The sequence below is a fragment of the Pelagovum sp. HNIBRBA483 genome (assembly GCF_040931995.1).
Lineage (GTDB): Bacteria > Pseudomonadota > Alphaproteobacteria > Rhodobacterales > Rhodobacteraceae > JAEPMR01.
The window spans coordinates 1967619-1991692 of the sequence record NZ_CP162412.1; the positions used below are offsets into that span (position 1 = coordinate 1967619).

The following is a 24074-nucleotide window of genomic DNA, read 5'->3' on the forward strand; positions in this document are numbered from 1 at the left end:
AAATGTCCTTATATTGAGAACAAACAACAGACAGGCAAAGACCATGCAAATCGCCTTCCACATTGGCGCCAATTGCACCGACGATGACCAGCTCATCAAGTCGATCCGTAAAAACGCAGCCGCGCTCGAGATGGAAGGTATCCATGTCCCGCCAATAGGGCGGTATCGCAGAATTATCCGTGAAACCGTTCAGAACCTCGACAGCCCGCAACCCCATATCGACGTTCGCGAAAAACTCCTCGACGCGATCATCGATAACCCGCATCACACTGAGCGCCTCGTTCTGTCGAACAGCGCATTCCTATGCGTCTCTAACAGAATATTTGAAGGGGCTAGTTTCTACCAACTCGCCGACGAAAAGATTGAAGCCATCAGCAGGATATTCGCCAACGACGAATTGGAGCTGTATTTAGCCATCCGGAATCCTGCCAGCTTTGTCCCCGCGGCTTACATGGAATCCAAGAAAGCCACCTTCGGCGCATACATGCACGGCATGAACCCGAATGACATTAGATGGTCCGAGCTGATCACGCGTATCCAAGCGCTGGCACCCAATGCCACCCTAACCGTTTGGGCCAATGAAGATACACCTCTTATTTGGGCTGAGTTGATGAGAGAGCTGTCCGGGGTTGACCCTCTCACCCGCATCACAGGCGGGTTTGATCTGCTCGCAACCATCATGTCAAAGGCTGGGATGCAACGCTTTACCAGTTACCTGAAGAGCCATCCCCCCCAGAGCGAAGCCCAAAAAAGGCGCGTGATTTCCGCCTTCCTCGACAAATTCGCTCTTGAGGAAGAAATCGATCAAGAGATCTCGATCCCAGAATGGACCGAAGCGCTCGTCGACAAACTCACGGAGACGTACGAAGACGATCTCGTCACGATTCAACAAATGCCGAATGTGCGATTCATCGCGCCCTAGGTTGCCTCACATCCCAAGCGCGGCCTTGTACATATCCAAAACAGCTTCTTCTTCTGCGATGTCATTGGCGTCCCGCTTGCGCAGCGCAATCAGCTTACGCATAACTTTAGTGTCGTAGCCGCGGCCTTTTGCTTCAGCCATCACTTCTTTTTGGGCGTCAGCGATATCTTTCTTTTCGATTTCCAAGCCCTCATAGCGCTCGACAAATTGCCGCAATTCCTGTGCAGCTACCGAAGATTGTGCGTCGGTTACGTCATCGCTCATGTTTTTTCTCCTACCCCGATATTGGTTCGCTCTGCGTCCTATTCGCTGCCGTTCAAACGCACAAGCCCACCCTTGTCAAAGCCACAATCCATCGCTACGCCAGCTGCAACAAAATCGAAGGAAATTGGCATGGAATGGCTCGTCTACATCGGCGCTCTTATCTCGGCGATCGGCCTGTTCGGAATTGTATGGACAATCACAAAGGTCGCCTCAGCCCGCCGCGCGAAACTCGAAGACGCAGAACTGCGCGCCCGCCTTTCACGCATTCTTCCAATCAACATCGGAGCACTGCTTTTTTCCATCATCGGCCTTATGATGGTCGTGGTAGGTGTTCTATTGGGCTGACGGCTCAGTCGATATCGCAGAAAACCTCGTAAAGCCGCTCCAGAATTGGATGAACCCGTTGGTCTGCAATTCGATAGCGGATCACCCTGCCCTCACGCGTCGCGGATACGAGCCCTTCAGCCCGCATCTTCGCAAGCTGACCCGAAACATACGACTGACTGGCACCGAGCGCTTCCTCTATGTCTCCGACACACTGCTCCCCCGGCAAGAGGGCACACATTATTCTGAGCCGTGCAGGATTTGCGAGCACCTTGAGCAGTTCAGCGGCCTCATCAGCGGCTGCATCCATGGCGTTTGCTTTTTCTATCATGTCCATCGGATTCACCATTCACATACATACCTGATTTTTTATATTTTAATATTGAAATATATAAGCACACGATCTAACTAGTTCCAGTAACAATTCATCTTGCGGTTCGCGTCAACTGTGAACTGCCAGAGGTGAAGGGTTTACCTTGTAAAACCACCCCTGGTTGATCGAGGTCGCAATAGAAACTGTAGCGAAACGGACACGCGCAATGCAGCAAGAATGGATACTCGGCCTCATAGGAGGCGGAATTATTGGCTTAGGAGGAGCAATATATCTCCTTTCGAACGGTAGGATCATGGGCGCCTCGGGCATCATAGGCGGCGTCGTAGATGGTTCGGCAGGGAATCAACGCAATGAACGGCTCGCATTTATTGTAGGGCTGTTCCTCGTACCAACCATCATCGCTTTGTGGGTTGGCGGCTTTGACACCCATGTCACTGATAACCTTGTGGTGCTTGTCGCTGCGGGCCTCTTGGTCGGTATCGGGACCAGATTCGCGAATGGTTGCACCTCTGGTCACGGTGTTTGCGGCATTTCGCGCCTCTCTCTGCGCGGGATTGTTGCAACAGTTTTCTACATCGGGGCCGGTGGTTTGTCTGTCGTCCTCTTCCGCCATCTTTTGGGAGTGATCTGATGCGAAATTTCATGGCATTCATCGCCGGCAGCACTTTCGGCACCGGACTGCTGATTTCTGGAATGACCGATACGACCAAGGTTCAAGGTTGGCTCGATATTTTTGGCGCATGGGACCCGACGCTCGCATTCGTAATGTCAGGCGCAATCATTCCGATGGCTATAGCATGGCGCCTTGCAGCTGGCCGAACACCGCTTCTAGGCGGGCTTTTCCCTCCTCGCCCAGAACCCCGTCTCGGCCGCAACCTGATCATTGGTTCAACGCTATTTGGCGTAGGCTGGGGCTTGGCCGGTCTTTGCCCGGGCCCGTCAATCGCCGCGCTCGGCTTCAGCGGCATCGGCGGAATCACATTCGTGGTGAGCATGTTGCTCGGGATGTGGCTGGCACCTTTTATCCGGGCGCAAATCGATCAACTGAGCCCAGTCTCTGCCTAATCATTGGCCTCGCCTGTTCTGCAGGCGAGGCTCTTCATTATCGATACGCGGGTTTCAACACCCGTTTCGGGTTGAAAGCAGGGCCTCCCCCAAACGGTCGATCCGAACGGCCCGTTGCCTTTCATCAGCCCCCAAAACCCCACTAAAAACCGCAGCACCACCCGCCGAAACCATGTCGACCGACGGCGAATGCGCAGACTGTTCCAGCGGGATCACCTGCCCCTTCGACATTTGCTCGACGATTCCCAAAGCGACCGTCGCGCGCAAATTTACCGATAAACGCAGAGCAATATCGCCCGACCGTGCAGCAAGGCTGTGTGGCGTTAGTAAACCGCTCTCAACCTCGGCGGACTGACGAGGCACCGCTGATTTCCGCGCGAAGGTAATCACATCCTGGGGCTGGTCCTCTGCAAACAGGATCGAAAGTCGCAACCAAGAATAGTGGCCAGCGGAGAGTAAGTCCCGAGCAACATCCTTGTCACCAAGCCCAGAGCCGCATTGGCAGCTTGAGAGCAAAGTCCGCGCTCCGTCTCCCTCCGGAAGATCTCTACAAATTTCCTTGAGCAAGCCCTCCATGAACAGCCCTATAAGCGCAAAGTCTATCCCTGTCGGCGCACGAGCGAGTTGTTCTGCGCTGTTTGGAACACCGCACCCCTCGCGACGCAGAGCGCCAAGTACATATGCACGCACTCCGCGGCTCATTGCGACGAAACCGTCACAATCATCCAATGTCTCAGATTCCGAAAAACGACAGATCAGGTCGCGCTCTCCCATCGCATCAAAAATCTGATCGAGCGCCATCTCACCAACCTCCACCTCAATTTCAAGCGGAACGCAGGACAGCGCATCGCGCGCGGCCCTGCGAACTGAACGCGCAATAAGGTATGCAGCGGAGTCGTCGCCTCTCGGCGCCTGTTCGTGCCTGCGTAGAATGTTTCGTATCAAGCCGTCCGGCATGCCCGCCCCTTCTCATTCTGGGGCAAATCTCAGCCAAAAACGTAAAGAATTCCCTAGGCTTCCAGTGAATAGGGAACGGTAATTCGGAACGCGGCACCACCTTGGCCAGGCAGATAGGCCACGCTGCCGCCAAGACGTTGCATGATCTCCAAGCAGATCGCCAACCCCAAGCCCGCGCCCCCTGCCTTTCGATGATCAGTCAATCGGGAAAATTTCTCGAAAATCATATTCTGGTTCTCGACAGAAATTCCCGACCCATTATCAACGAAGTCAATCACGATGGCATGCGCCGTTTTCTTTGCGCTGATCGCCAGCGTGGGTCTTTCCGCATCACAATATTTGGCAGCATTCGAGATGAGATTGATAAAGACCTGCGAAAGGCGATCAGGATCGGTTTTCAAAGCAATATTCTCACTTTGAACGTCCCTCGTTATCCTCAGCCTTTCATCTTCCGCCCGGAAACCGGCTGATGACACCGCGCGGTCAATCAACTGCTCAAGCGAAACCTCCTGCACATTCAAGACTACCTTCCCGTTCTCAAGAATGCTAAGGTCGAGCAGATCATCCAGCAAACGGGTCAACCGCATTGTCTCGTCGTGAATGATGCCGGCGTATCTCAGGCGTTGCTCCTCATCGGCATCCACATCCTGCAAAATCTCCGAAAAGGACCGGATCGACGTCATCGGCGTCCGCAATTCGTGGCTGATCTGGCTTAAGAAAGCATCTTTTTGCACGGACAAAGCTGTTAGTTTTTCATTCGCCTGCCGCAATTGCCGCGCCGTCCGCTCCTGCTCTTGGGATTTTTCCTCCAAACGGTTGGAATATTCCATTATCTGCGCTGCTTCGTCAGCAACCGCCATAAGGTCTTCTACAGAAACCGTCGCCCCGGGCAGCAATTGGCCGATCATCGCATGCGCCGTCGCAGCCCCGACCGAGCCGGCAAGAACGCGCTCCAGTTGCTGAATAAATTCCGGCGTCACATCCGGCAGATAGCCGGTCTTTCCTTGCTGGGCGGCGGCATTTTGAAAAACGTTTTGCGCCTCGGCCGCCCCCAATAATCGTTGCGACATGATAAGCAAATCATCAGCGGCCGCGGCACTCGGCGTCCAGTTCTGTGAACCAGCGGTATTTTCAAACACATTTACAAATTGCGCACCCTGCAATCGTTCCAATGGCGTGGGGAAGCTGAAGACCGACCCCAAAATGAACGTGAGCGCGTTCAAACTTACGGACCAGAAAACGCCGTGCAAGAGCGGGTCCTGACCAGCCATGCCGAAGAGTGCCTGCGGGCGCAGCCAGTCCAGCCCGAACGGCCCCGAAACCATGACGCTTTGCGACAGAAACGCATCCACACCGAAGCTCGGCAAGAACAAAGTCCATGCCCAGACAATCAACCCGACCGTCAGACCAGCAGATGCGCCCACCCGTGTGGCCCCGCGCCAAAAGAGTGCGCCAATGATTGCGGGCAAGACTTGTATTGCGCCGGTGAAAGAGATCAAACCAATGGCAGTCAATGCAGTACCGCCGCCTGAGCTTCGGAAGTACAAATAGCCCAGCGCCAATACCGCAATGATCGAAAAGCGGCGCGCACCTATCACGACCGAACGCACATCACCCGAAACCAATGCCCCTTCCCGCTGGCTCGATAGCCAGATCGGCACAACGATATGGTTGGACACCATCGTCGCCAACGCAATCGTCGCGACGATCACCATCGACGTGGCGGAGGAAAATCCTCCCAGAAATGAGAATGCGGCAAGCCCTTCCTTCGACTCCGAAAGCGGCAGCGTGAGAACGAATAGGTCAGGGTTGCTGCCTTCGGGCAATCGGTCTAGGCCAACAACCGCGATTGGCAGAACGAACAGGCTCATCGCCAGCAAATATAAAGGGAAGGCCCAACTCGCTGTCGCAAGATGGCTTTCGCTCTCGTTCTCGACGACCATCACTTGAAACATTCGCGGCAAACAGACGAATGCAGCGGCAGAGACAAAGATCAATCCTGCCCAGCGCCCTCCCGACTGCTGCCATTCGGAGATAGGGGAGGCGTCAATCATCGCGAGTGTTTCACGCACTCCGCCCGACAGACCCCAGACAACGAAGGTGCCAACAGCCACAAGGGCGCACAGCTTCACAATCGCTTCAAGCGCAATGGCGGTAACGATCCCGTGGTGCTTCTCGTTGGCATCGAGGTTTCGGGTGCCAAACAAAATGGTAAATATTGCAAGCCCTATAGACACCCAAAGGGCCGAGCGGTTCACTTCCGCAGCGCCCCACGGCTTACCAGAATTCTCTGAAAACACTGCCAGTGACTGAACAACCGATTGTAACTGAAGCGCAATGTATGGGGTGGCTGCAATAATCGCGATGATTGTCACCAGAACCCCTAATGGCGTCGATTTCCCAAAACGCGATGAGATCAGGTCAGCGATCGACGTCACGCGCTGCGCGCGCCCAACCCAAACAAGTTTTCTCAAGAACCACCACCACCCCACCATCACAAGCGTGGGGCCCAGATAAATGGTGGCGAACTCCAGCCCGTTGCGCGCAGCATTCCCAACCGCGCCGTAAAACGTCCAAGCCGTACAATAAATCGAAAGCGACAATGTGTAGACCGCCGGAGAGCCAAGCCAGCCTGCCCTCCCGCTTTTCGCGCGACTGTCGGCGATAAAGGCAACCAAAAATAGGAACCCAGCATATAGAAACGCGATAACGAGGAGGAGGTTAAAGGACATCACCGTCCTTTTTCCCATTATCGGGGCCGTTTTCGCTCTCTTGCGTTGGCTTTCCTAAAAGAGCCGCAATCACAACCAAAACAAACCAAACGGCAAAGACAAACGTCATCGCATCGGCTGTTCCGCGTGTTGTTTCCGTGTCCTGTAACCAAAACAAAGGGATCATGAACAGAACAAGCCCTGCGACGGGCAGGACACGCGAGGCGTCACGCAAACGACGCCGCTGATAGGACTTCCGGGCAAGAAAAATCGGCGCCTTCTTGTCAGCCATCAGTCAACAAGGCCGCGAATGTTTTCCAAGACCTCTGCATTGGAAAAGGGCTTACTCATGAATTTTGTCGCCCCTAACTCCTCTGCAAGTTCTCGATCTCGGGCTTGCCCCCTCGCCGTCAGCATCAATACAGGAATTTCGGCGACATCTTGATCGGCACGCAAATCCCGCAAGATATCGTAGCCGCTCTTCCCAGGCAGCATGACATCCAAGATGATCACGTCCGGCGGTGTCGCTTTGATCCGGCCGTTTGCAGTTTGGCCGTCACTATGCGTGTGCACAGTCCAACCGTCGCGCGACAGGATGAAGCTGATCGCCTCTATTATGTTCGGTTCATCCTCGATGACCAAAACCCGTTTCGCCATCCCGAAGCCCCTCCCCTGGCACCGACATGAAACATATTCCTCGACTATTATGAGAAACGATCGCCGAGTCAAAGCGATGTCGACGTTACACGCGCAGCAGTTGTGACGAGCAGCGACGGCTCCCGCCGCATCAAGCAGCCTTGCAGCACACAAAATCGGCACCCCGGTCCGACTTCTGTTTCAACAGCGCCCTCAGGTGCATCTGTTGGCAGCACGACCAGATATCCACGGAGCGCCTGCGTCGCTGCATCTACGAACACGCCGCCCGTCGCCTCATACAAGATCTTCTCGCGCCCAACGAAACAGATGATTTGGCGCAGCAGCACTCCGGGCTGTGCTTGCGCCGCAAATACGGGCCATTTCGGGCAAAGCTCCGCAGCAGCCGTCAGACCAAGTCCCAAGGAGTCATCCGCGCGAGCTATTTGCCCCGCGCTGTCAAACTCGAAATAACTGTAGTCACTGGCAGCATCTTTCTCGATACGTTTCCACAAAGCGTAGCGCCGCAAAACAAGTGGAATCGACCTGCCCGAGCGCGCGATCAACTCATGCAGGTCGCCGCCCGCCTCCTCCGCGCTCGACTGCACCTCTTGATAGGGCCATAACCGCTCGTCGTTCCTGAGCCCCTCAATCATACGCTCAAGCCGAAAACGTGCCGCCTCCCCAACGGCGAAAGTAACACCGTCATCTTCTTCGGCGGCGCGCTCTTCGCAGGAAAGGCTTTGCACACCAACAGTGTCCAGAGCCAATGAGAGTGCTCGTTCAGCTTCCTCGACAGGCGACAGTAATACATCCGGATCATCGCCCTGCTTTTCCAGAAACGAAACAAGCGCGCGGCTCTGCTCGGCCAAGCGAAGACTATCTTGATAGACGTTCTTATGAAATCGCTCTGTCCATTCCCGATCGAGCTCCCCCCCTTCGACAAGAATTGACGCCGTTGACCTGATGGAGGTCACCGCCGTGATCACCTCATGGAGCGCCTCGGCAAGTTTTGGATCGTGAGACAGACGGTCGCCAAGCAATTTGACCCTGCCCTCAAGCGACTCGATTGCCGCTTGGAGCGAAAGCACCATTTGTGCCCACCCAGGGAATTGGCTGGCAAACGCCTCTGTTCGCCCTGCATCCAACGTGTCCAGATCGTGGCTTTGTGCAATCTCGGCAAGCTTCCCCAACAGAGTCGCCTCACCTCCATCGGCGAGATGACTCGGATCGAGATCAAGCGCGCGGGCTATTCGGTTAAGCACCCGCCCGCCGATTTTGCGGCGATTATGTTCGATGAGATTTAGGTAAGACGGTGAAATGCCCGCCTCGTGGGCCAATTCCGTCTGCCGCATTCCACGACTGATGCGCCAGTCACGGATACGATTTCCGGTAAGCAAACCAACCATTTCCACCCCCTGTTGCCGCTCGGAGCGCAAGTCGGCGCCAGCGATTTTGTAAATTAATTTACACAAAATCTGCGTGAGGTGTCTACATTTTTTACAAAATAATCGTTCTTAAAAAAGGCTTTGTTGCGAACTTTTCGAACCCGCGCTGATAATAGGTCAGCATTGAAAAATGCGCGTCGGACGGGTGAGGAGGCCCGCACGACAAATCATCAAAGGGAGGATATCTATGTCCAAAACGAACTTCTCGCGCCGCGGCGTCCTGAAGACCGGCGCCATTGGTGGTGCTGGCCTCGCGCTTCCGACGATCTTCACTTCGTCTGCCTCGGCTTTCACAAACGAGCCCACTGGCTCGAGTGTGAAATTCGGCTTCAACGTACCGCAGACCGGCCCCTATGCCGAAGAAGGCCTCGACGAACTGCGCGCACAGGAACTCGCTGTCGAACACCTGAACGGTGAAGGTGACGGCGGCATGCTCAACACTTTCAGCTCGAAAGCACTTGGCGGTGACGGCATCCTCGGCAAGAAAGTCGAATTTGTCACCGGCGACACGCAGACAAAGTCTGACGTTGCCCGTGCTTCTGCGCAGTCGATGATCCAGAAAGACGGCGTGATCATGATCAACGGCGGCTCGTCCTCGGGCGTTGCAATCGCTGTTCAGGGCCTCTGCCAAGAAGCTGGCATCATTTTCATGGCCGGTCTGACCCACTCGAACGACACCACCGGCAAGGACAAAAAAGCCAACGGCTTCCGCCACTTCTTCAACGGCTACATGTCCGGTGCCGCACTTGGTCCGGTGCTTCAGAACGAGTACGGCAGCGAGCGCCGTGCCTATCACCTGACTGCCGACTACACTTGGGGCTGGACCCAGCAGGAATCGATGGCAGCCGCCACCGAAGCGCTCGGCTGGGAAACCGTGAATAACGTCCTGACGCCGGTTGGCGCAGGCGACTTCTCGTCCTACATCGCTCCGGTTCTGAATTCCGGCGCCGATACGCTGATCCTCAACCACTACGGTGGGGACATGGTGAACTCGCTGACTCAGGCAGTGCAGTTCGGTCTGCGCGACAAGCAGGTCAACGGCAAAGACTTCACGATCATCGTTCCGCTTTACTCTGAACTGATGGCCGCAGGTGCTGGCGACAACATCCAAGGCGTGTTCGGCTCCATGAACTGGAACTGGCAGCTGCAGGACGAAGGCACCAAAGCCTTTGTGAAGTCCTTCGGTGAGAAGTATGGCCGTCCGCCATCTGGCTCGGCTCACACCTGCTATGTACAGACACTGCTCTATGCAGATGCTGTGACCCGTGCAGGTTCCTTCGCACCTTGTGCGGTTGCCGAAGCGCTCGAAGGCTTCGAGTTCGACGGTCTTGGCAACGGCCCGACCCTCTACCGCGCCGACGACCACCAGTGCTTCAAAGACGTTTTGGTCATGAAGGGTGCGGAAAACCCGACGAACCAGTACGACACTCTGGAAATCGTCGAAGTTACGCCAGTTGAGCAGGTCACCTATGACCCCGATCACCCGATGTTCGCCGGTGGCGATCTCGGTGAATGCAACAACGGCGCATAATCCGTCTAGCAAAAAGGACCGGTCGCCCTGCGTGACCGGTCCATCTCGAAAAGCGGCTGCTTACGGCTGCTTTCACTTCCAGCCATTCCTAAGTCAGGGCGGGACCAATGGACGCAATCATCCTTCAAATTCTCAACGGGCTCGATAAGGGCTCGGCCTATGCGCTGATTGCGCTCGGCCTCACTCTCATTTTCGGCACCCTCGGCGTTGTTAACTTTGCGCACGGCGCCTTGTTTATGGCCGGCGCCTTCTGCACGGTGACCATGCAGCGGATACTCAATCTGTCTCAAACCGTGGTCGACGAAACGCAGACAGACTTTTTGGGCAACCCACTCAAGGTCGAAGTCCCCTACGTCCAATCATGGTTCGGCAACGAATTTGGCGCTGCCCTGCAAGACTGGTCCGTTCTCCTCGCAATCTTCCTGACTGTGCCAGTGATGTTCTTCCTCGGTTGGGCAATGGAACGCGGTCTGATCAAGCATTTCTACAAGCGCCCACACGCAGACCAGATCCTCGTCACTTTTGGACTTGCCATTGTGATTGGTGAAATCATCAAGGCGTTTTTTGGTGCAAACCCAATTCAGACACCGATGCCGAGCGCGTTCGTCGGCACTGTCGATCTTGGCGCATGGCTCGGTTTTGACTCTGGGACGATCCTCTATCCAACATGGCGCTTGGTCTATTTCTTCTTCTCCGCCGTCATCATCGCCGCGGTGTTCGCCTTCCTGCAATTCACAACTTTCGGCATGGTCGTCAGAGCGGGCATGGCTGATCGCGAGACCGTAGGTCTTCTCGGTATCGACATCGACAAGCGTTTTACACTGATGTTCGGCCTCGCCGCCTGCGTGGCTGGTTTGGCGGGTATGATGTACACGCCGATCCTGTCACCCCACTACAACCTCGGCATGGACTTCCTCGTGCTCAGCTTCGTGGTGGTGGTAGTGGGCGGCATGGGTTCCCTACCCGGCGCGGTTGCCGCAGGCTTCCTGCTCGGCATTCTGCAAAGCTTCGCATCCATGAACGAGGTTAAAGCCATCATCCCAGGTATCGACCAGATCATCATCTATCTCGTCGCCATTATCATTCTGCTGACACGTCCCCGTGGCCTTATGGGTCGCAAGGGCGTGATGGAGGACTAAGACCATGCTCGGATTGAATTCCAAAGATTTCAAGCTCTTCGCGATCGTTGTCGTGCTTGCGCTTGTCGCCCCGATCCTCCTCAACCCGTTCCCAGTCGAGAGCTCGCTGGGCCAGAGCTTCAACGCAGGTTATCCCGCACTCATGCAGCGGTTCATGATCTTCGGCCTGCTGGTAATTGGCTTCAATATTCTATTCGGCTTGACTGGCTACCTCTCCTTCGGCCACGCGGCCTTTCTGGGTGTCGGCTCGTTTGCGGCTGTTTGGATGTTCAAGCTCCTTAGCTATAACATCGTTCCAGCCATCATCCTGTCTGTGGTCGTCGCTGGGCTGTTCTCGGTAATCATCGGCTTCATCGCTCTACGGCGCTCCGGCATCTACTTCTCGATCCTGACCCTCGCCTTTGCGCAGATGATGTACTCGATTGCCTACTCGGACCTCATCGGCAAGTTCTTCGGAACCGTGATCACCAATGGTGAAACTGGCCTTCAGGTATACAATGACGACCCGCAAATCTTGATGGGTGCAGGCGATCCGAAAGTACCGCACCTCTTCGGGCTCGAAATGAACGCACAAAGTGTCATGAATGTCGGCGGGTGGCAGTTCACATTCCAGAACGGTTATTACCTCTCTGCAATCTTCATGATCCTTGGTTTCTATCTGGCGATCCGCATTTTCCGCTCGCCGATGGGTATGATGCTGCGCGCAATCAAGTCCAACCAAACCCGCATGCACTACACCGGCGTAAACACGAAGCCGTATATGCTAGCCGCTTTCGTCATCTCTGGCATGTACGCCGGCCTCGCGGGGGGGCTACTGGCTGCAATGGACCCGCTGACCGGCGCGGAACGTATGTTCTGGACGGCGTCAGGCGAGATCGTTGTTATGTCGATCCTGGGTGGTGTCGGTACTCTGATCGGACCTGTCGTCGGCGCTGGCGTCATCAAGTATCTTGAGAACATCGTCTCCAAGATCAACGATGGCATTCTGCACAACTGGTTCGCCTTCATGCCGGATTGGCTGGACAATCTGCTCGTGACAATCATTCACCCCTTCATCGGCAAAGGCTGGCACCTTACGTTAGGCCTGCTGTTCATGGCCGTGGTCATCTTCCTTCCAGGCGGCCTCGTTGAGGGCGGTCAAAGGATCGGCAAGCTGTTCCGTGGTCGTAAAAGCAAAGCCTCCGGAAGCGACAAAAGCGCCGCCGGTCAACCCAACACCCCCGCCGAATAAGGAGACTGACCTATGGGTATTCTAGAAGTCAAAGGCGTCAACAAGCGCTTCGGCGGGTTGCAGGCACTTGGTAACGTGAACCTTTCCGTCAAGGAAAACACCTGCCACGCAATCATCGGCCCCAACGGCGCAGGTAAGTCCACCCTACTGAACTGCCTCGTCGGGAAACTGATCCCAGATTCTGGATCGGTGATGTTCGATGGCCAGTCCGTTCTCGGGCGCAAACCATTCGAAATCAACCAGATGGGTATCAGCCGCGTTTTCCAGACCCCCGAAATTTTCGGAGATCTAACTGTCATAGAAAACGTCATGATCCCGTGCTTTGCAAAGCGCGACGGTGCCTTCCGTATGCATGCCTTTGAAAGCGTCGCACAAGAAGTGGAAATTCGCGAACAGGCCGAAGCGATCCTCGCCGACGTCAACATGCTCGAAAAGCTGAACATGCACGCGGCCAGTCTTTCTCGCGGTGATAAACGCCGCCTTGAGATGGCGATGTGCCTCGTCCAAGAGCCGCGCCTGCTGCTGCTCGACGAACCAACAGCAGGCATGGCGCGTGCCGACACCAACAACACGATCGATCTTCTAAAGGAGATCAAGGAAAAGCGCGACATCACGATGGCGATCATCGAGCATGACATGCATGTCGTGTTCTCGCTTGCCGACCGCATCACGGTTCTCGCGCAGGGTACGCCCCTCGTGGAAGAAACCCCTGACAACATCAAAGGCCATCCAAAGGTACGCGAAGCGTATCTGGGTGAAGCGCAGGTTTAAGGAGCGCAGATATGACGACCGAAACCGTGACAAATCAGCCAGATACCACACCGGGCTTTGACCCGAATGCCAATCACGCATCGACCCATCCCGCCTTTCTATCGGTATGGGATGTGCAGGCCTATTACGGGGAAAGCTACATCGTTCAAGGCGTCAGCTTTAACATCCACGAAGGCGAAATCCTGGCCCTTCTGGGTCGGAACGGCGCAGGCAAAACCTCGACACTGCGTACGATTGCGCGCCTCGATAATCCGGAAATCCGCCATGGCGAGATCTGGCTTGACCACAAACCACTGCATGAGATGAAATCCCATCAGGCAGCTGCCGCAGGCATTGCTCTGGTGCCGGAAGACCGCCGCATTATCCCAGGCCTTACTGTGGAGGAAAACCTGCAACTGGCGCAAATCGCGCCACCAAAAGGCTGGTCCTTGGAACGCATTTACGAGCTCTTCCCCCGCTTGGGCGAACGTCGCAAACAAGAGGGCGTTACCCTCTCCGGCGGTGAACAACAGATGCTCGCCATCGCACGCGCTTTGGCCAGAGACATCAAGGTTCTTCTCCTCGACGAGCCATATGAGGGGCTCGCACCTGTCATCGTCCAAGAAATCGCAAAGACGCTAAAAATTATTCGCGATCAGGGCATCACAACGATCATCGTCGAGCAAAACGCCGTCGCGGCGTTGAAACTTGCTGATCGTGCTGTCATCCTCGACACCGGAACCGTCGTTTTCGACGGTGACGCAAAAGAAGTTCTTGAAGACGAAGAGCTTCGCGCGAAATATCTCGCAATCTAAATTCCTGCGCCCGCACCCCGAGCGGGCGCACCCCATTCCAAGACCAAAGGGATTGCTATGACCACCAGCTCGACCTACCCCCCTTCTTCCGAAGTCGCCGCAAAAGCCCACATCGATGCGGCGAAATACGAAGAAATGTACGCCGCATCAATTAATGACCCAGAGGCCTTTTGGGGCGAGCACGGCAAGAGAATTGACTGGATCAAGCCCTACACCAAGGTCAAGAACACGAACTATGATTTTGGCTCTGTCTCGATCAACTGGTACGAAGACGGCACGCTAAACATCGCCGCAAATTGTATTGACCGCCACCTCGCCACCCGTGGCGATCAAACCGCCATCATTTGGGAACCTGACAGCCCCGACGACGAAGCCCTTCACATTACCTACAAGCAGTTGCATGAAGAGGTTTCCCGTTTCGGCAACGTGTTGCGCGATATGGGCGTAAACAAGGGCGACCGCGTTGTCCTTTATCTTCCGATGATCCCACAAGCAGCCTATGCAATGCTAGCCTGCGCACGCATTGGCGCGATTCATTCGGTGGTCTTTGCCGGCTTCTCGCCCGATGCCCTCGCCGCCCGCGTGAATGGCTGCGACGCAAAAGTCGTCATCACCGCAGACGAAGCCCCACGCGGCGGCCGCAATACACCTCTCAAGACCAATGCCGACAAAGCTTTCGCCAAGGTCGATGGCGATGCCAAGATGCTCGTGGTGCGCAGAACCGGCGGAGACGTCCCCATGCAGGAGGGTCGCGACTTCTGGCTCGATGAACTCGAAGCGAATGTCAGCGCTGATTGCCCACCCGAGGAGATGAACGCAGAAGATCCGCTGTTCATCCTCTACACATCAGGTTCCACCGGCCAGCCCAAAGGTGTCGTTCACACCAGCGGTGGCTATCTCGTGTTTGCCTCAATGACCCATGAATATGTCTTCGACTATCATGACGGCGATATCTACTGGTGCACCGCCGACGTGGGTTGGGTCACGGGTCACAGCTATATTGTCTACGGCCCACTCGCCAACGGCGCGACGACCCTTATGTTCGAAGGTGTCCCCACCTACCCTGACGCATCACGCTTCTGGCAGGTCTGCGAAAAGCATAAGGTAAACCAGTTCTATACCGCCCCCACGGCCATTCGCGCGCTGATGGGACAAGGTAACAGCTTCGTCGAGAAGTGCGACCTCTCGTCCTTGCGTATTCTGGGCACCGTGGGTGAGCCGATCAACCCGGAAGCATGGAACTGGTACAACGATGTCGTCGGTCATGGCCGTTGCCCCATCGTTGATACTTGGTGGCAAACCGAAACCGGCGGCCATCTCCTCACCCCGCTCCCCGGCGCAACCCCGCTCAAGCCGGGATCGGCAACGAAGCCGTTCTTTGGCATTCAGCCGGTCATTCTCGATCCGCAATCCGGCGCAGAGATTTCCAGCACCGAAGCCGAAGGCGTCCTCTGCATCAAAGACAGTTGGCCAAGCCAGATGCGCACCGTATGGGGCGATCACGAACGTTTTGAAAAGACGTACTTCTCTGACTATAAAGGCTACTATTTCACTGGCGACGGTTGCCGCCGCGATGCAGATGGAGACTACTGGATCACTGGCCGCGTCGATGACGTGATCAACGTCTCCGGTCACCGGATGGGCACAGCCGAGGTCGAAAGCGCACTTGTCGCACACAAGGCCGTCTCGGAGGCCGCGGTGGTCGGCTACCCGCACGAGATCAAAGGACAGGGCATCTACGCCTACGTTACCCTTATGGGCGGCGAAGAGCCTTCAGAGGCGCTGCGCAAAGAACTTGAAACATGGGTGCGCTCCGAAATTGGACCAATCGCCAAACCAGACCTCATCCAATGGGCTCCCGGTTTGCCAAAGACACGCTCGGGCAAGATCATGCGCCGCATTCTGCGCAAAATCGCTGAAAATGACTACGGCTCCCTTGGCGATACGTCCACGCTTGCGGATCCATCAGTCGTCGATGATTTGATCGAGAACCGCATGAACCGCGGCTAAGTCGGCCCAAATCTCCTCGATAGCACCGGGCATTGCCCGGTGCTTTTCGTTTCAAATAGCACTTTCAGCGGCACCGCTCAAAAATCCTGAAAGCGAATGCTTTCCACCCAATTCACCTTCGCGTATAACAAGCTGCTAGACGCGCCTCTCCAAACAGAGCCGCGCAATTTGGATAACGGGCAAAGCCGAGGACAACATGAGCACCAAAAAAAACCACGACGGCGATGTAGGTTTCATCAAAGCGCTCGCAGAGCTCCTGCGCGACAACGATCTGACAGAACTCGAAGTTCTGCGTGAATACAGCGAAAATGATAGCCTTAACGTTCGCGTCAGCCGTCAGACACAGGTTGTCTCGCAAGTTGCTGCCCCTGCTGCCGTTGCAGCACCCGTGCAAGCCGCGGCTCCGGCCGCCGCTGCAGCCCCCGCGCCCGAATCGGCCGATCCGGTCGATCACCCCGGCGCGGTGACATCGCCAATGGTCGGCACCGTTTACCTGGCGGCCGAGCCTGGCGCCGCACCGTTTGTTTCTGTTGGCAGCAAAGTCAACGAAGGCGACACGCTGCTGATCGTAGAAGCAATGAAAACGATGAACCAGATCCCTGCCCCGCGCGGCGGAACTGTGACGCGGCTCCTCATCGAAGACGGCGCTCCTGTCGAATTCGGTGCGCCCCTGATGATCATCGAATAAGGCCTTGGCAATGTTCGATAAAATCCTGATCGCCAACCGTGGAGAGATCGCTCTCCGTGTCGTCCGCGCCTGTCGCGAAATGGGTATCAAATCCGTTGCGGTCCATTCCACGGCTGATTCCGATGCGATGCATGTGCGTATGGCCGACGAGGCCGTCTGCATCGGGCCGCCCTCCTCCGCGCAAAGCTATCTCAGCTTTGCTGCGATCATTTCAGCTTGTGAGATCACAGGCGCGCAGGCCATCCACCCTGGCTACGGCTTTCTCTCCGAAAACGCAGCCTTTGTGCAAGCGCTCGAAGATCACGGCATATCCTTCATCGGCCCCACTGCGGAACATATCCGCATCATGGGCGACAAGATCACCGCAAAGGAAACAGCTGAAAAGCTTGGTATTCCGGTGGTTCCGGGCTCGGACGGCGGCGTGAAAGACATTGCCGATGCAAAGCGCGTCGGCAAGGAAATCGGTTACCCCGTGATCATCAAAGCCACGGCAGGTGGCGGCGGTCGCGGGATGAAAGTCGCCCGCAACGAAGCCGAGATGGAAACAGCCTTCTCGACCGCGCGGTCCGAGGGCAAGGCCGCGTTCGGCAATGATGAGGTCTATATCGAAAAGTACCTCACGACCCCGCGCCATATCGAAATTCAGGTCTTTGGCGACGGCAAAGGCAACGCGGTTCACCTTGGCGAACGTGATTGTTCATTGCAGCGGCGTCACCAAAAGGTGTTCGAGGAAGCCCCAGGCCCCTGCATCACCGAAGAGGAACGCCAGAAGATTGGTAAAATCTGCGCCGATGCTGTGGCAAAAATCAATTACATCGGCGCGGGCACGGTCGAGTTCCTCTACGAGAACGGCGAATTCTACTTCATCGAGATGAACACCCGCCTTCAGGTCGAACACCCGGTCACTGAGGGCGTCTTCGGTCAGGATCTCGTACGCGAACAAATCCGCGTCGCGGCTGGTTTGCCGATGTCGTTCACGCAGGATGATCTGGTTCTGTCCGGCCACGCAATCGAAGTCCGCATCAATGCCGAACGGTTACCGAACTTCTCGCCCTGCCCCGGTAAGATCACCCAATATCACGCTCCGGGTGGTCTCGGCGTCCGCATGGATTCCGCCCTTTATGATGGCTACTCTATCCCCCCCTACTACGACAGCTTGATCGGTAAGTTGATTGTACACGGGCGCGACCGACCAGAGGCATTAGCACGGCTCAAAAGGGCTTTGGGTGAATTGATTGTCGATGGCATCGACTCGACCATCCCGCTTTTCCACGCCTTGCTGGAGGAAGAAGCCGTCCAAACAGGTGAATACAACATTCACTGGCTCGAACATTGGCTTGAGCAAAATCTATCCGCCTAAAAGTCGGTTACACCACATTCAGGATCGTCGATGAAAGACGAACCGTTCGAAATAACAACGGAAATCTTGCTGAGGGCTTACACCCTCGGCATTTTTCCGATGTCCGAATCCCGCGACCAACATGAAATCTTCTGGGTCGATCCGAAACGGCGCGGCATTCTCCCAATCGAGAGGTTTCATATCTCGCGATCCCTCCGCCGCAAAATACTGAAAAACCCTTTCCGCATCACCTTCGATAAGGCTTTTACGCAAGTCATCTCCGGTTGCGCGGACCGTCAAGAGACGTGGATCAATACCAAAATAGCCAGCCTCTACGAAGGTCTGTTCGATCAGGGCCACGCACATTCAATCGAAGTCTGGAACGACGATAGGCTTGTCGGGGGCGTCTACGGCGTTGCAATCGGTGCAGCTTTCTTTGGCGAGAGCATGTTCTCGCGGCAGACCGATGCCTCGAAGATCGCCCTCGCCTACCTGACGCATCGACTATGGAAAGACGGATTCACTTTATTTGATACGCAGTTCATCACCGATCATCTGCTATCACTCGGCGCCGAGGAAATCTCCAAATCAGATTATCACAAACGGCTCGACGCTGCGGTGATCCGACACGCGCTATTCAGAGCAAACGCCCCGCTACCATCACCTTACGAAATCACGCAACCAAGAACCCAGACATCATAGCGCGGATGGTCCATTGCGTTCAGCGCGGGCGCAGAGGCAATCATCCACCCGCGGAAGACAGGCTCCTCGATAGACTGATAAGTAATCGTCAAACCGGCATAGGCGTTACCGGCTGGGTTATTTACCGGATAGCGGCAGTCGATCGAAGCAATTGAAATAAGCCCGACCCGTACCGCGCCACCGGAAGGCACATCAATATCCGTCACAGCACCGGTGATCTTATCAAGAACACGGACAAGAGCAGCGCCAGATGACTCCACGCGCTCGGAAAGTGGCAGCTCTTCAATTTCCTCGAATTCCGGCCCAACCAAGGGGAGCACCCCTTCGCCTTCCGCAGGCGCCAAAGGTGTCTCGATCACCTCCTGCGCCAATAGGCTTCCTGCAGCGCCAAACGCAAACCAGGTACCGACCACAATACCCCGCATCAAGCTCACTCTTCGCCCCCCCCTCCAGAGGCAAACCGCAGCAGCAATGTGACCAAGCTCACCGCGCCCTGAGTATCGAGGATTTCTGCGCCCTCGGCGTAATTATCGAACGAGCCGCCCGGCATGATTTCTATGAAGGTTCCGCCCAGCAGCCCTTCAGAGGCCACAACAGCGGTGCTGTCATCAGGGATCAAGACATCATCGCTGATCTGCAAAGCGGTCACCGCGCGGAACGTCTGCGGATCAAGGTTCAAGTCCGTAACGGTTCCAACTTTCACGCCTGCAAGCCGCACATCTGTTCCGACGCTCACCCCCTCGGCAGAACGGAATGCCGCATTGAGCATATAGCCCTCTGAACGGCCACCACTGCCAGTCGTTTGCATCGTGAAAATAAGAAACGCCGCTGCCACGATGACAACGGCCGTTCCAACCAGGGTTTCAACAATGTTTTCGCGCATGTCGCTCCCGCCTTATTCGGGCGTCCAGGCCTCGTAGTCGCTCCGGTCCGCCGGCCGTGCATTCCGAATGGAACCTGCGGGCGCATACGCCAGCGCCGTTCCAGTCAGGTTCTCCTGATGCGGCTTCTCCCACGCCTTATGCACCAATGGTTTATCACTCGGCGTTTCATCCCAAGTGCGGTGCAACCAACCATGCCAATCTGGGCTAATGCGGCTACCTTCGATCTCACCATTGTAGATGACCCAGCGCTTGCTGTCGTCGGCTGTGCGGTAATAGGTGTTGCCTTGGTCGTCTGCGCCGACCTTGACCCCTTTGCGCCATGTGAAAAACTGGGTGTTCAGGGTTTGACCGTCCCACCAAGTAAAGATGCGGCTTATCGCGCTCACAATGCCCATTTCATCGCTCCGTTGCTTGGCCCCCTCTTGCCTCAAACCAACGCGAAGGTCCAGAGGTAACCACTTTATTTACTTGGCGCGTCACCGCCCTGATCACGCTCACGAAAGCGTGCTGTTACTTCAATTTCGATCTTCATTTCAGGCTCCTGTAATCCTGCCACGAACATCGTCGCGGCAGGTCGTGCATTTTCGAAAGCCTTTGATGTTTCGGGCCAGCATTTCGGCCAATCTTGCGGATCAGGCAGTATGTAGCGCACCCGCACCACATCATCCATCGATGCCCCTGCCTCTGCCAAAGCGGCAGAGATGGTCGCCAATGCATTGCGGCACTGCATATTCACTTCATCGGGGATCGTCATCGTTGCGTAATCGTAGCCGGTTGTTCCCGCCACAAAAATCCAGTCACCGTCGATGACGGCCCGAGAGTAGCCAATCCGCGCCTCGAAAGGCGAGCCTGTCGAAATGTGGCGCCGGTCGCTCATCACATCCTCTCCCAAACAAAAAAGACCGGCTCAAATGAGCCGGCCTCCAAATTCGATTCTCGCGATCATCAGGCCCGCGCTTCGCTCTTCTCGGGCTCGTCGGCATAGATCATCAGCGGCTCAGCGTCGGGGCCAACGGCCTCTTCGTTCACGACAACCTCGGTCACATTTTCCATACCGGGCAGATCGAACATCGTATCAAGGAGAATGTCCTCCATGATCGACCGCAGGCCACGCGCGCCTGTCTTCCGCTCGATGGCCCGCCGCGCAATCGCGCGCAACGCATCATCGGTGAAGGTTAGCTTCGTATCCTCAATGACGAACAAACGCTGATACTGCTTCACCAGCGCGTTCTTCGGCTCGCTGAGGATGGTAACAAGCGCGTCTTCATCCAGGTCTTCCAGCGTCGCGATCACTGGCAGACGCCCCACGAACTCAGGGATCAACCCGAACTTTAGCAAATCTTCAGGTTCCAGATCATGGAACACCTCACCGACATTACGCTCGTCTACCTCGCGCACATCCGCGCCGAAGCCCATGGCAGAGCCTTTGCCCCGCTGAGAGATGATCTTGTCCAGCCCCGCAAATGCGCCACCACAGATGAACAGGATGTTGGTTGTATCAACCTGAAGGAATTCCTGCTGCGGATGCTTACGTCCGCCCTGCGGCGGCACGGAGGCAACCGTGCCTTCCATGATCTTCAAGAGCGCCTGCTGCACACCCTCACCCGATACATCACGGGTGATCGACGGGTTGTCCGACTTGCGGGTGATCTTGTCGACCTCGTCGATATAGACGATCCCGCGCTGCGCACGCTCTACATTGTACTCGCTGGCTTGAAGCAGCTTGAGAATGATGTTCTCAACGTCCTCACCCACATAGCCAGCTTCCGTCAGCGTGGTTGCATCGGCCATCGTGAACGGCACATCCAAAATCCGTGCAAGCGTCTGAGCCAAAAGCGTTTTGCCGCAGCCGGTAGGACCAACAAGAAGGATGTTGGATTTCGACAACTCAATGTCAGAAGTTTTGGCCGAATGGTTGAGCCGCTTGTAGTGGTTATGCACCGCAACCGCCAAAACGCGCTTCGCATGCACCTGTCCGATCACATAGTCATCTAGTACCGCACAAATCTCACGCGGGGTCGGCACCCCTTCCGAGGACTTCAGCCCAGAGGATTTCGTCTCCTCACGGATGATGTCCATGCACAGCTCTACACACTCATCGCAGATAAATACGGTCGGTCCCGCAATCAGCTTCCTCACCTCATGCTGGCTCTTGCCACAAAAGCTGCAATACAGGGTGTTTTTGCTGTCGCTGCCTGACGAATTCGCCATGTTTCCCCTTTCGGCACAGTGCCGTTTTACGTTCGGACCGTTCCCTAACAGTAAGACAGGCGCTTCAGGTCCACAACGCCAAAATGCCCGTCTTCTGCCACTCTATCGGGACCGTTATTCCCCAGCGTCGTCGCGCCGCGTCAGAATTTCGTCAATCAGGCCCCAGTCTTTTGCATCTTCGGGCGACATGAAATTGTCACGCTCCAGCGCCGCTTCGACCTTCTTCAGGGTCTGCCCGGTATGGGTGACGTAAATCTCATTCAGGCGCGTTTTCAGCTTCTGCGTCTCTTGCGCGTGGATCATGATATCTGTCGCCTGCCCCTGATAACCGCCCGAAGGCTGGTGCACCATGATGCGGCTGTTCGGCAGCGAGAAACGCATTCCAGGCTCGCCTGCGGTCAACAGCAGCGACCCCATTGACGCAGCCTGCCCCACACAAAGCGTCGAAACCTTGGGCCTGATGTATTGCATGGTATCATAGATCGAGAGCCCCGAAGTCACCACGCCGCCCGGGCTGTTGATATACATGCTGATCTCTTTCTTGGGGTTCTCGGCCTCAAGATGCAACAACTGCGCAACGATCAACTGGCTCATCCCGTCATGCACGGGGCCAGATACAAAAATGATCCGCTCCTTCAAAAGACGCGAGAAAATATCGTAGGCCCGCTCCCCGCGTGCAGTCTGCTCAACCACCATGGGAACAAGGTTCATATACGTTTCAATTGGATCTTTCATTCTGCCCGCCTCATTTTCGGATTTCTAAACAATAACCGGAGTATCTTGAGGGAATCTTAGTTTGGCGCTGCGGGGGCTTCAAGGCCCGTTCGTGTATCTCGGCGGGTTGAAGACAATTCCGCGAAGACTAGCTCCGCGACATGTCAGAACACACCCCATTCGCCCTGCCGTCATTTCTCGCAGCGCAAGACAAAATGCGCAGCTTCGCGCCCTTGGCAGGGCACGATTACGCGCGCTTGCGCAACTTCGATATACCCAATCATCCTCATGTTTCCGGCCTCTCACCCTACCTGCGCCATCGCATGATCACGGAGGCGGATGTCCTGAAGGAAACGCTGGCGCTTCACCCCCCTGCTCAGCAGAAGAAATTCGTCCAAGAGGTTGTCTGGCGCACCTATTGGAAGGGCTGGTTGGAAATGCGCCCTGCCGTCTGGACCCAGTACCAAACTGGCCTCCATGCCGCATTGAACCGTATCCAGACCGAATCTGCCTTGCGCCAGCAATGGCAGTCCGCCTGTGAGGGAACCACAGGAATTGACGGATTTGATCATTGGGCAAAAGAACTTCGCCAGACCGGCTATTTACACAATCACGCGCGAATGTGGTTCGCGTCGATTTGGATTTTCACGCTGCGCCTGCCGTGGGAGCTCGGCGCTGATTTCTTCCTGCGCCACCTGCTCGACGGTGACCCAGCTTCTAATACGCTGTCATGGCGCTGGGTTGGAGGCATTCAAACAGAAGGTAAGGCCTACCTCGCCAGCCGTAGCAATATTGCGCAATTCACCATTGGACGCTTTGCGCCAAACAGCCTTATCGAATCCGCACAGCCGCTTGCATTTACCCCGCACCCCGAGCCCGCTCCGCTCCCTGCCGCAACCAAACCCGCCGCTAACGCCCGCACGCTTTTTCTCATCACCGAGGAAGATTTATCGCCCGAATGGGTGTTGAACGGCGCTCCCGCGCCATATCTCATCGCCACATTGAATTCGACAAAAGCCCGCAGCCCATTGCACATCAGCAATGACCTTTCCGCATGGACGGATGCCGCCATGACCGATTGCCTCGCACGCCACGGCTGGTCAGGAGCGATCAAATTGCAAGGCGCCCCCGACTTGGCAGAAGTCGTGAAAGCACACAACATAGAACAGATCGTCACCAGTTACCTGCCGATAGGCCCCGCGCGCGACACACTTTCAGCAGCAAACCTCGACACTCCGTTGGTTCAGGTAATGCGCGCTTATGATCGGCGCTGGTGGCCTCACGCGACACATGGTTTCTTCAGGTTCCGCAAAATCATCCCTCAAATCCTCGAAAGTCTGGCATAGGGGCACGCCCGTCTTGTCGTGGCGTGGCGGCTGACATAGGAATGTCCACAATACTT

Annotated in this window: 27 protein-coding genes; 14 read left to right on the forward strand and 13 right to left on the reverse strand. The window is 55.8% G+C overall.

Going from position 1 to position 24074, the window contains the following annotated elements; translation table 11 throughout:
• Positions 1-43 precede the first annotated feature (43 nt).
• The gene (locus tag AB1E42_RS09710; protein WP_368344046.1) at positions 44-922 is read left to right on the forward strand and encodes a hypothetical protein; all 879 of its coding nucleotides are present in this window, start codon (positions 44-46) and stop codon (positions 920-922) included.
• Between the two features lie 6 nt (positions 923-928).
• Here the strand turns inward: AB1E42_RS09710 and AB1E42_RS09715 are convergent, their stop codons facing one another.
• The gene (locus tag AB1E42_RS09715; RefSeq protein ID WP_368344047.1) at positions 929-1186 is read right to left on the reverse strand and encodes a DUF2312 domain-containing protein; all 258 of its coding nucleotides are present in this window, start codon (positions 1184-1186) and stop codon (positions 929-931) included.
• Between the two features lie 129 nt (positions 1187-1315).
• Here AB1E42_RS09715 and AB1E42_RS09720 point away from each other — a divergent pair, with 129 nt between their 5' ends.
• Positions 1316-1531, forward strand: a complete 216-nt coding sequence (locus AB1E42_RS09720; protein ID WP_368344048.1) for a hypothetical protein — start codon at positions 1316-1318, stop codon at positions 1529-1531.
• 4 nt (positions 1532-1535) lie between these two features.
• Here AB1E42_RS09720 and AB1E42_RS09725 read toward each other — a convergent pair whose 3' ends face one another.
• Positions 1536-1847: an ArsR/SmtB family transcription factor gene (locus AB1E42_RS09725; protein ID WP_368344049.1), complete on the reverse strand. Its 312-nt coding sequence runs from the start codon at positions 1845-1847 to the stop codon at positions 1536-1538.
• A gap of 202 nt (positions 1848-2049) precedes the next feature.
• Between AB1E42_RS09725 and AB1E42_RS09730 the strand changes: the two genes are divergently transcribed.
• Positions 2050-2475 carry a YeeE/YedE family protein gene (locus tag AB1E42_RS09730; RefSeq protein ID WP_368344050.1) on the forward strand — a complete coding sequence of 142 codons (426 nt, stop codon included), beginning with the start codon at positions 2050-2052 and terminating at the stop codon, positions 2473-2475.
• Positions 2475-2909, forward strand: coding sequence for a DUF6691 family protein (locus AB1E42_RS09735; RefSeq protein ID WP_368344051.1), 435 nt, complete (start codon positions 2475-2477; stop codon positions 2907-2909). The genes AB1E42_RS09730 and AB1E42_RS09735 overlap by 1 nt, the downstream gene beginning before the upstream one ends.
• 54 nt (positions 2910-2963) lie before the next feature.
• Here the strand turns inward: AB1E42_RS09735 and AB1E42_RS09740 are convergent, their stop codons facing one another.
• From AB1E42_RS09740 to AB1E42_RS09760, 5 genes are all read right to left on the reverse strand, one after another.
• Complete coding sequence (locus tag AB1E42_RS09740) at positions 2964-3866, reverse strand: FliM/FliN family flagellar motor C-terminal domain-containing protein (RefSeq protein WP_368344052.1); 903 nt, start codon at positions 3864-3866, stop codon at positions 2964-2966.
• 53 nt (positions 3867-3919) lie between these two features.
• A complete protein-coding gene (locus tag AB1E42_RS09745; protein ID WP_368346402.1) occupies positions 3920-6601 on the reverse strand; it encodes an ATP-binding protein in 2682 nt (893 codons plus the stop codon).
• A complete protein-coding gene (locus AB1E42_RS09750; RefSeq protein ID WP_368344053.1) occupies positions 6588-6869 on the reverse strand; it encodes a hypothetical protein in 282 nt (93 codons plus the stop codon). The genes AB1E42_RS09745 and AB1E42_RS09750 overlap by 14 nt, the downstream gene beginning before the upstream one ends.
• Entirely contained in the window at positions 6869-7234 is a 366-nt protein-coding gene (locus AB1E42_RS09755; RefSeq protein WP_368344054.1) for a response regulator transcription factor, read from the reverse strand. The genes AB1E42_RS09750 and AB1E42_RS09755 overlap by 1 nt, the downstream gene beginning before the upstream one ends.
• Before the next feature lie 68 nt (positions 7235-7302).
• On the reverse strand, positions 7303-8619 hold the full coding sequence (locus AB1E42_RS09760) for a helix-turn-helix domain-containing protein (RefSeq protein ID WP_368344055.1): 1317 nt from the start codon (positions 8617-8619) through the stop codon (positions 7303-7305).
• A gap of 226 nt (positions 8620-8845) precedes the next feature.
• On the opposite strand from AB1E42_RS09760, the gene AB1E42_RS09765 reads away from it, so the two are divergent.
• From AB1E42_RS09765 to aat, 9 genes are all read left to right on the forward strand, one after another.
• Positions 8846-10189 (forward strand): substrate-binding protein, encoded by a 1344-nt coding sequence (locus AB1E42_RS09765; protein WP_368344056.1) that lies wholly within the window; start codon positions 8846-8848, stop codon positions 10187-10189.
• Positions 10190-10296: 107 nt separating this feature from the next.
• Positions 10297-11328, forward strand: coding sequence for a branched-chain amino acid ABC transporter permease (locus AB1E42_RS09770; RefSeq protein ID WP_368344057.1), 1032 nt, complete (start codon positions 10297-10299; stop codon positions 11326-11328).
• Positions 11329-11332: 4 nt separating this feature from the next.
• Positions 11333-12559, forward strand: coding sequence for a branched-chain amino acid ABC transporter permease (locus AB1E42_RS09775; RefSeq protein ID WP_368344058.1), 1227 nt, complete (start codon positions 11333-11335; stop codon positions 12557-12559).
• 12 nt (positions 12560-12571) lie between these two features.
• Positions 12572-13330: an ABC transporter ATP-binding protein gene (locus tag AB1E42_RS09780; protein ID WP_368344059.1), complete on the forward strand. Its 759-nt coding sequence runs from the start codon at positions 12572-12574 to the stop codon at positions 13328-13330.
• A gap of 11 nt (positions 13331-13341) precedes the next feature.
• The gene (locus AB1E42_RS09785) at positions 13342-14124 is read left to right on the forward strand and encodes an ABC transporter ATP-binding protein (RefSeq protein ID WP_368344060.1); all 783 of its coding nucleotides are present in this window, start codon (positions 13342-13344) and stop codon (positions 14122-14124) included.
• 57 nt (positions 14125-14181) lie between these two features.
• Entirely contained in the window at positions 14182-16134 is a 1953-nt protein-coding gene (gene acs, locus AB1E42_RS09790) for an acetate--CoA ligase (protein ID WP_368344061.1), read from the forward strand.
• Positions 16135-16330: 196 nt separating this feature from the next.
• Entirely contained in the window at positions 16331-16822 is a 492-nt protein-coding gene (gene accB, locus AB1E42_RS09795; RefSeq protein WP_368344062.1) for an acetyl-CoA carboxylase biotin carboxyl carrier protein, read from the forward strand.
• A 10-nt stretch (positions 16823-16832) separates the two neighbouring features.
• Positions 16833-18182: an acetyl-CoA carboxylase biotin carboxylase subunit gene (gene accC, locus AB1E42_RS09800; RefSeq protein ID WP_368344063.1), complete on the forward strand. Its 1350-nt coding sequence runs from the start codon at positions 16833-16835 to the stop codon at positions 18180-18182.
• A gap of 30 nt (positions 18183-18212) precedes the next feature.
• Positions 18213-18863, forward strand: coding sequence for a leucyl/phenylalanyl-tRNA--protein transferase (gene aat / locus AB1E42_RS09805; protein WP_368344064.1), 651 nt, complete (start codon positions 18213-18215; stop codon positions 18861-18863).
• Here the strand turns inward: aat and AB1E42_RS09810 are convergent.
• The 6 genes from AB1E42_RS09810 to AB1E42_RS09835 all read right to left on the reverse strand — a co-directional run bounded on the left by AB1E42_RS09810 (position 18827) and on the right by AB1E42_RS09835 (position 22693).
• Complete coding sequence (locus tag AB1E42_RS09810; protein ID WP_368346403.1) at positions 18827-19288, reverse strand: DUF2155 domain-containing protein; 462 nt, start codon at positions 19286-19288, stop codon at positions 18827-18829. The two genes, aat and AB1E42_RS09810, sit on opposite strands and share 37 nt — an antisense overlap.
• 5 nt (positions 19289-19293) lie before the next feature.
• A complete protein-coding gene (gene mlaD / locus AB1E42_RS09815) occupies positions 19294-19746 on the reverse strand; it encodes an outer membrane lipid asymmetry maintenance protein MlaD (protein ID WP_368344065.1) in 453 nt (150 codons plus the stop codon).
• Positions 19747-19758: 12 nt separating this feature from the next.
• Positions 19759-20142 (reverse strand): NADH:ubiquinone oxidoreductase subunit NDUFA12, encoded by a 384-nt coding sequence (locus tag AB1E42_RS09820; RefSeq protein WP_368344066.1) that lies wholly within the window; start codon positions 20140-20142, stop codon positions 19759-19761.
• Positions 20143-20207: 65 nt separating this feature from the next.
• Positions 20208-20624, reverse strand: coding sequence for a RidA family protein (locus AB1E42_RS09825; RefSeq protein WP_368344067.1), 417 nt, complete (start codon positions 20622-20624; stop codon positions 20208-20210).
• A 68-nt stretch (positions 20625-20692) separates the two neighbouring features.
• The gene (gene clpX / locus AB1E42_RS09830) at positions 20693-21958 is read right to left on the reverse strand and encodes an ATP-dependent Clp protease ATP-binding subunit ClpX (protein WP_368344068.1); all 1266 of its coding nucleotides are present in this window, start codon (positions 21956-21958) and stop codon (positions 20693-20695) included.
• Between the two features lie 114 nt (positions 21959-22072).
• Positions 22073-22693, reverse strand: coding sequence for an ATP-dependent Clp protease proteolytic subunit (locus AB1E42_RS09835; RefSeq protein WP_368344069.1), 621 nt, complete (start codon positions 22691-22693; stop codon positions 22073-22075).
• Between the two features lie 140 nt (positions 22694-22833).
• Here AB1E42_RS09835 and AB1E42_RS09840 point away from each other — a divergent pair, with 140 nt between their 5' ends.
• Positions 22834-24018 (forward strand): FAD-binding domain-containing protein, encoded by a 1185-nt coding sequence (locus AB1E42_RS09840; RefSeq protein WP_368344070.1) that lies wholly within the window; start codon positions 22834-22836, stop codon positions 24016-24018.
• Positions 24019-24074 lie beyond the last annotated feature (56 nt).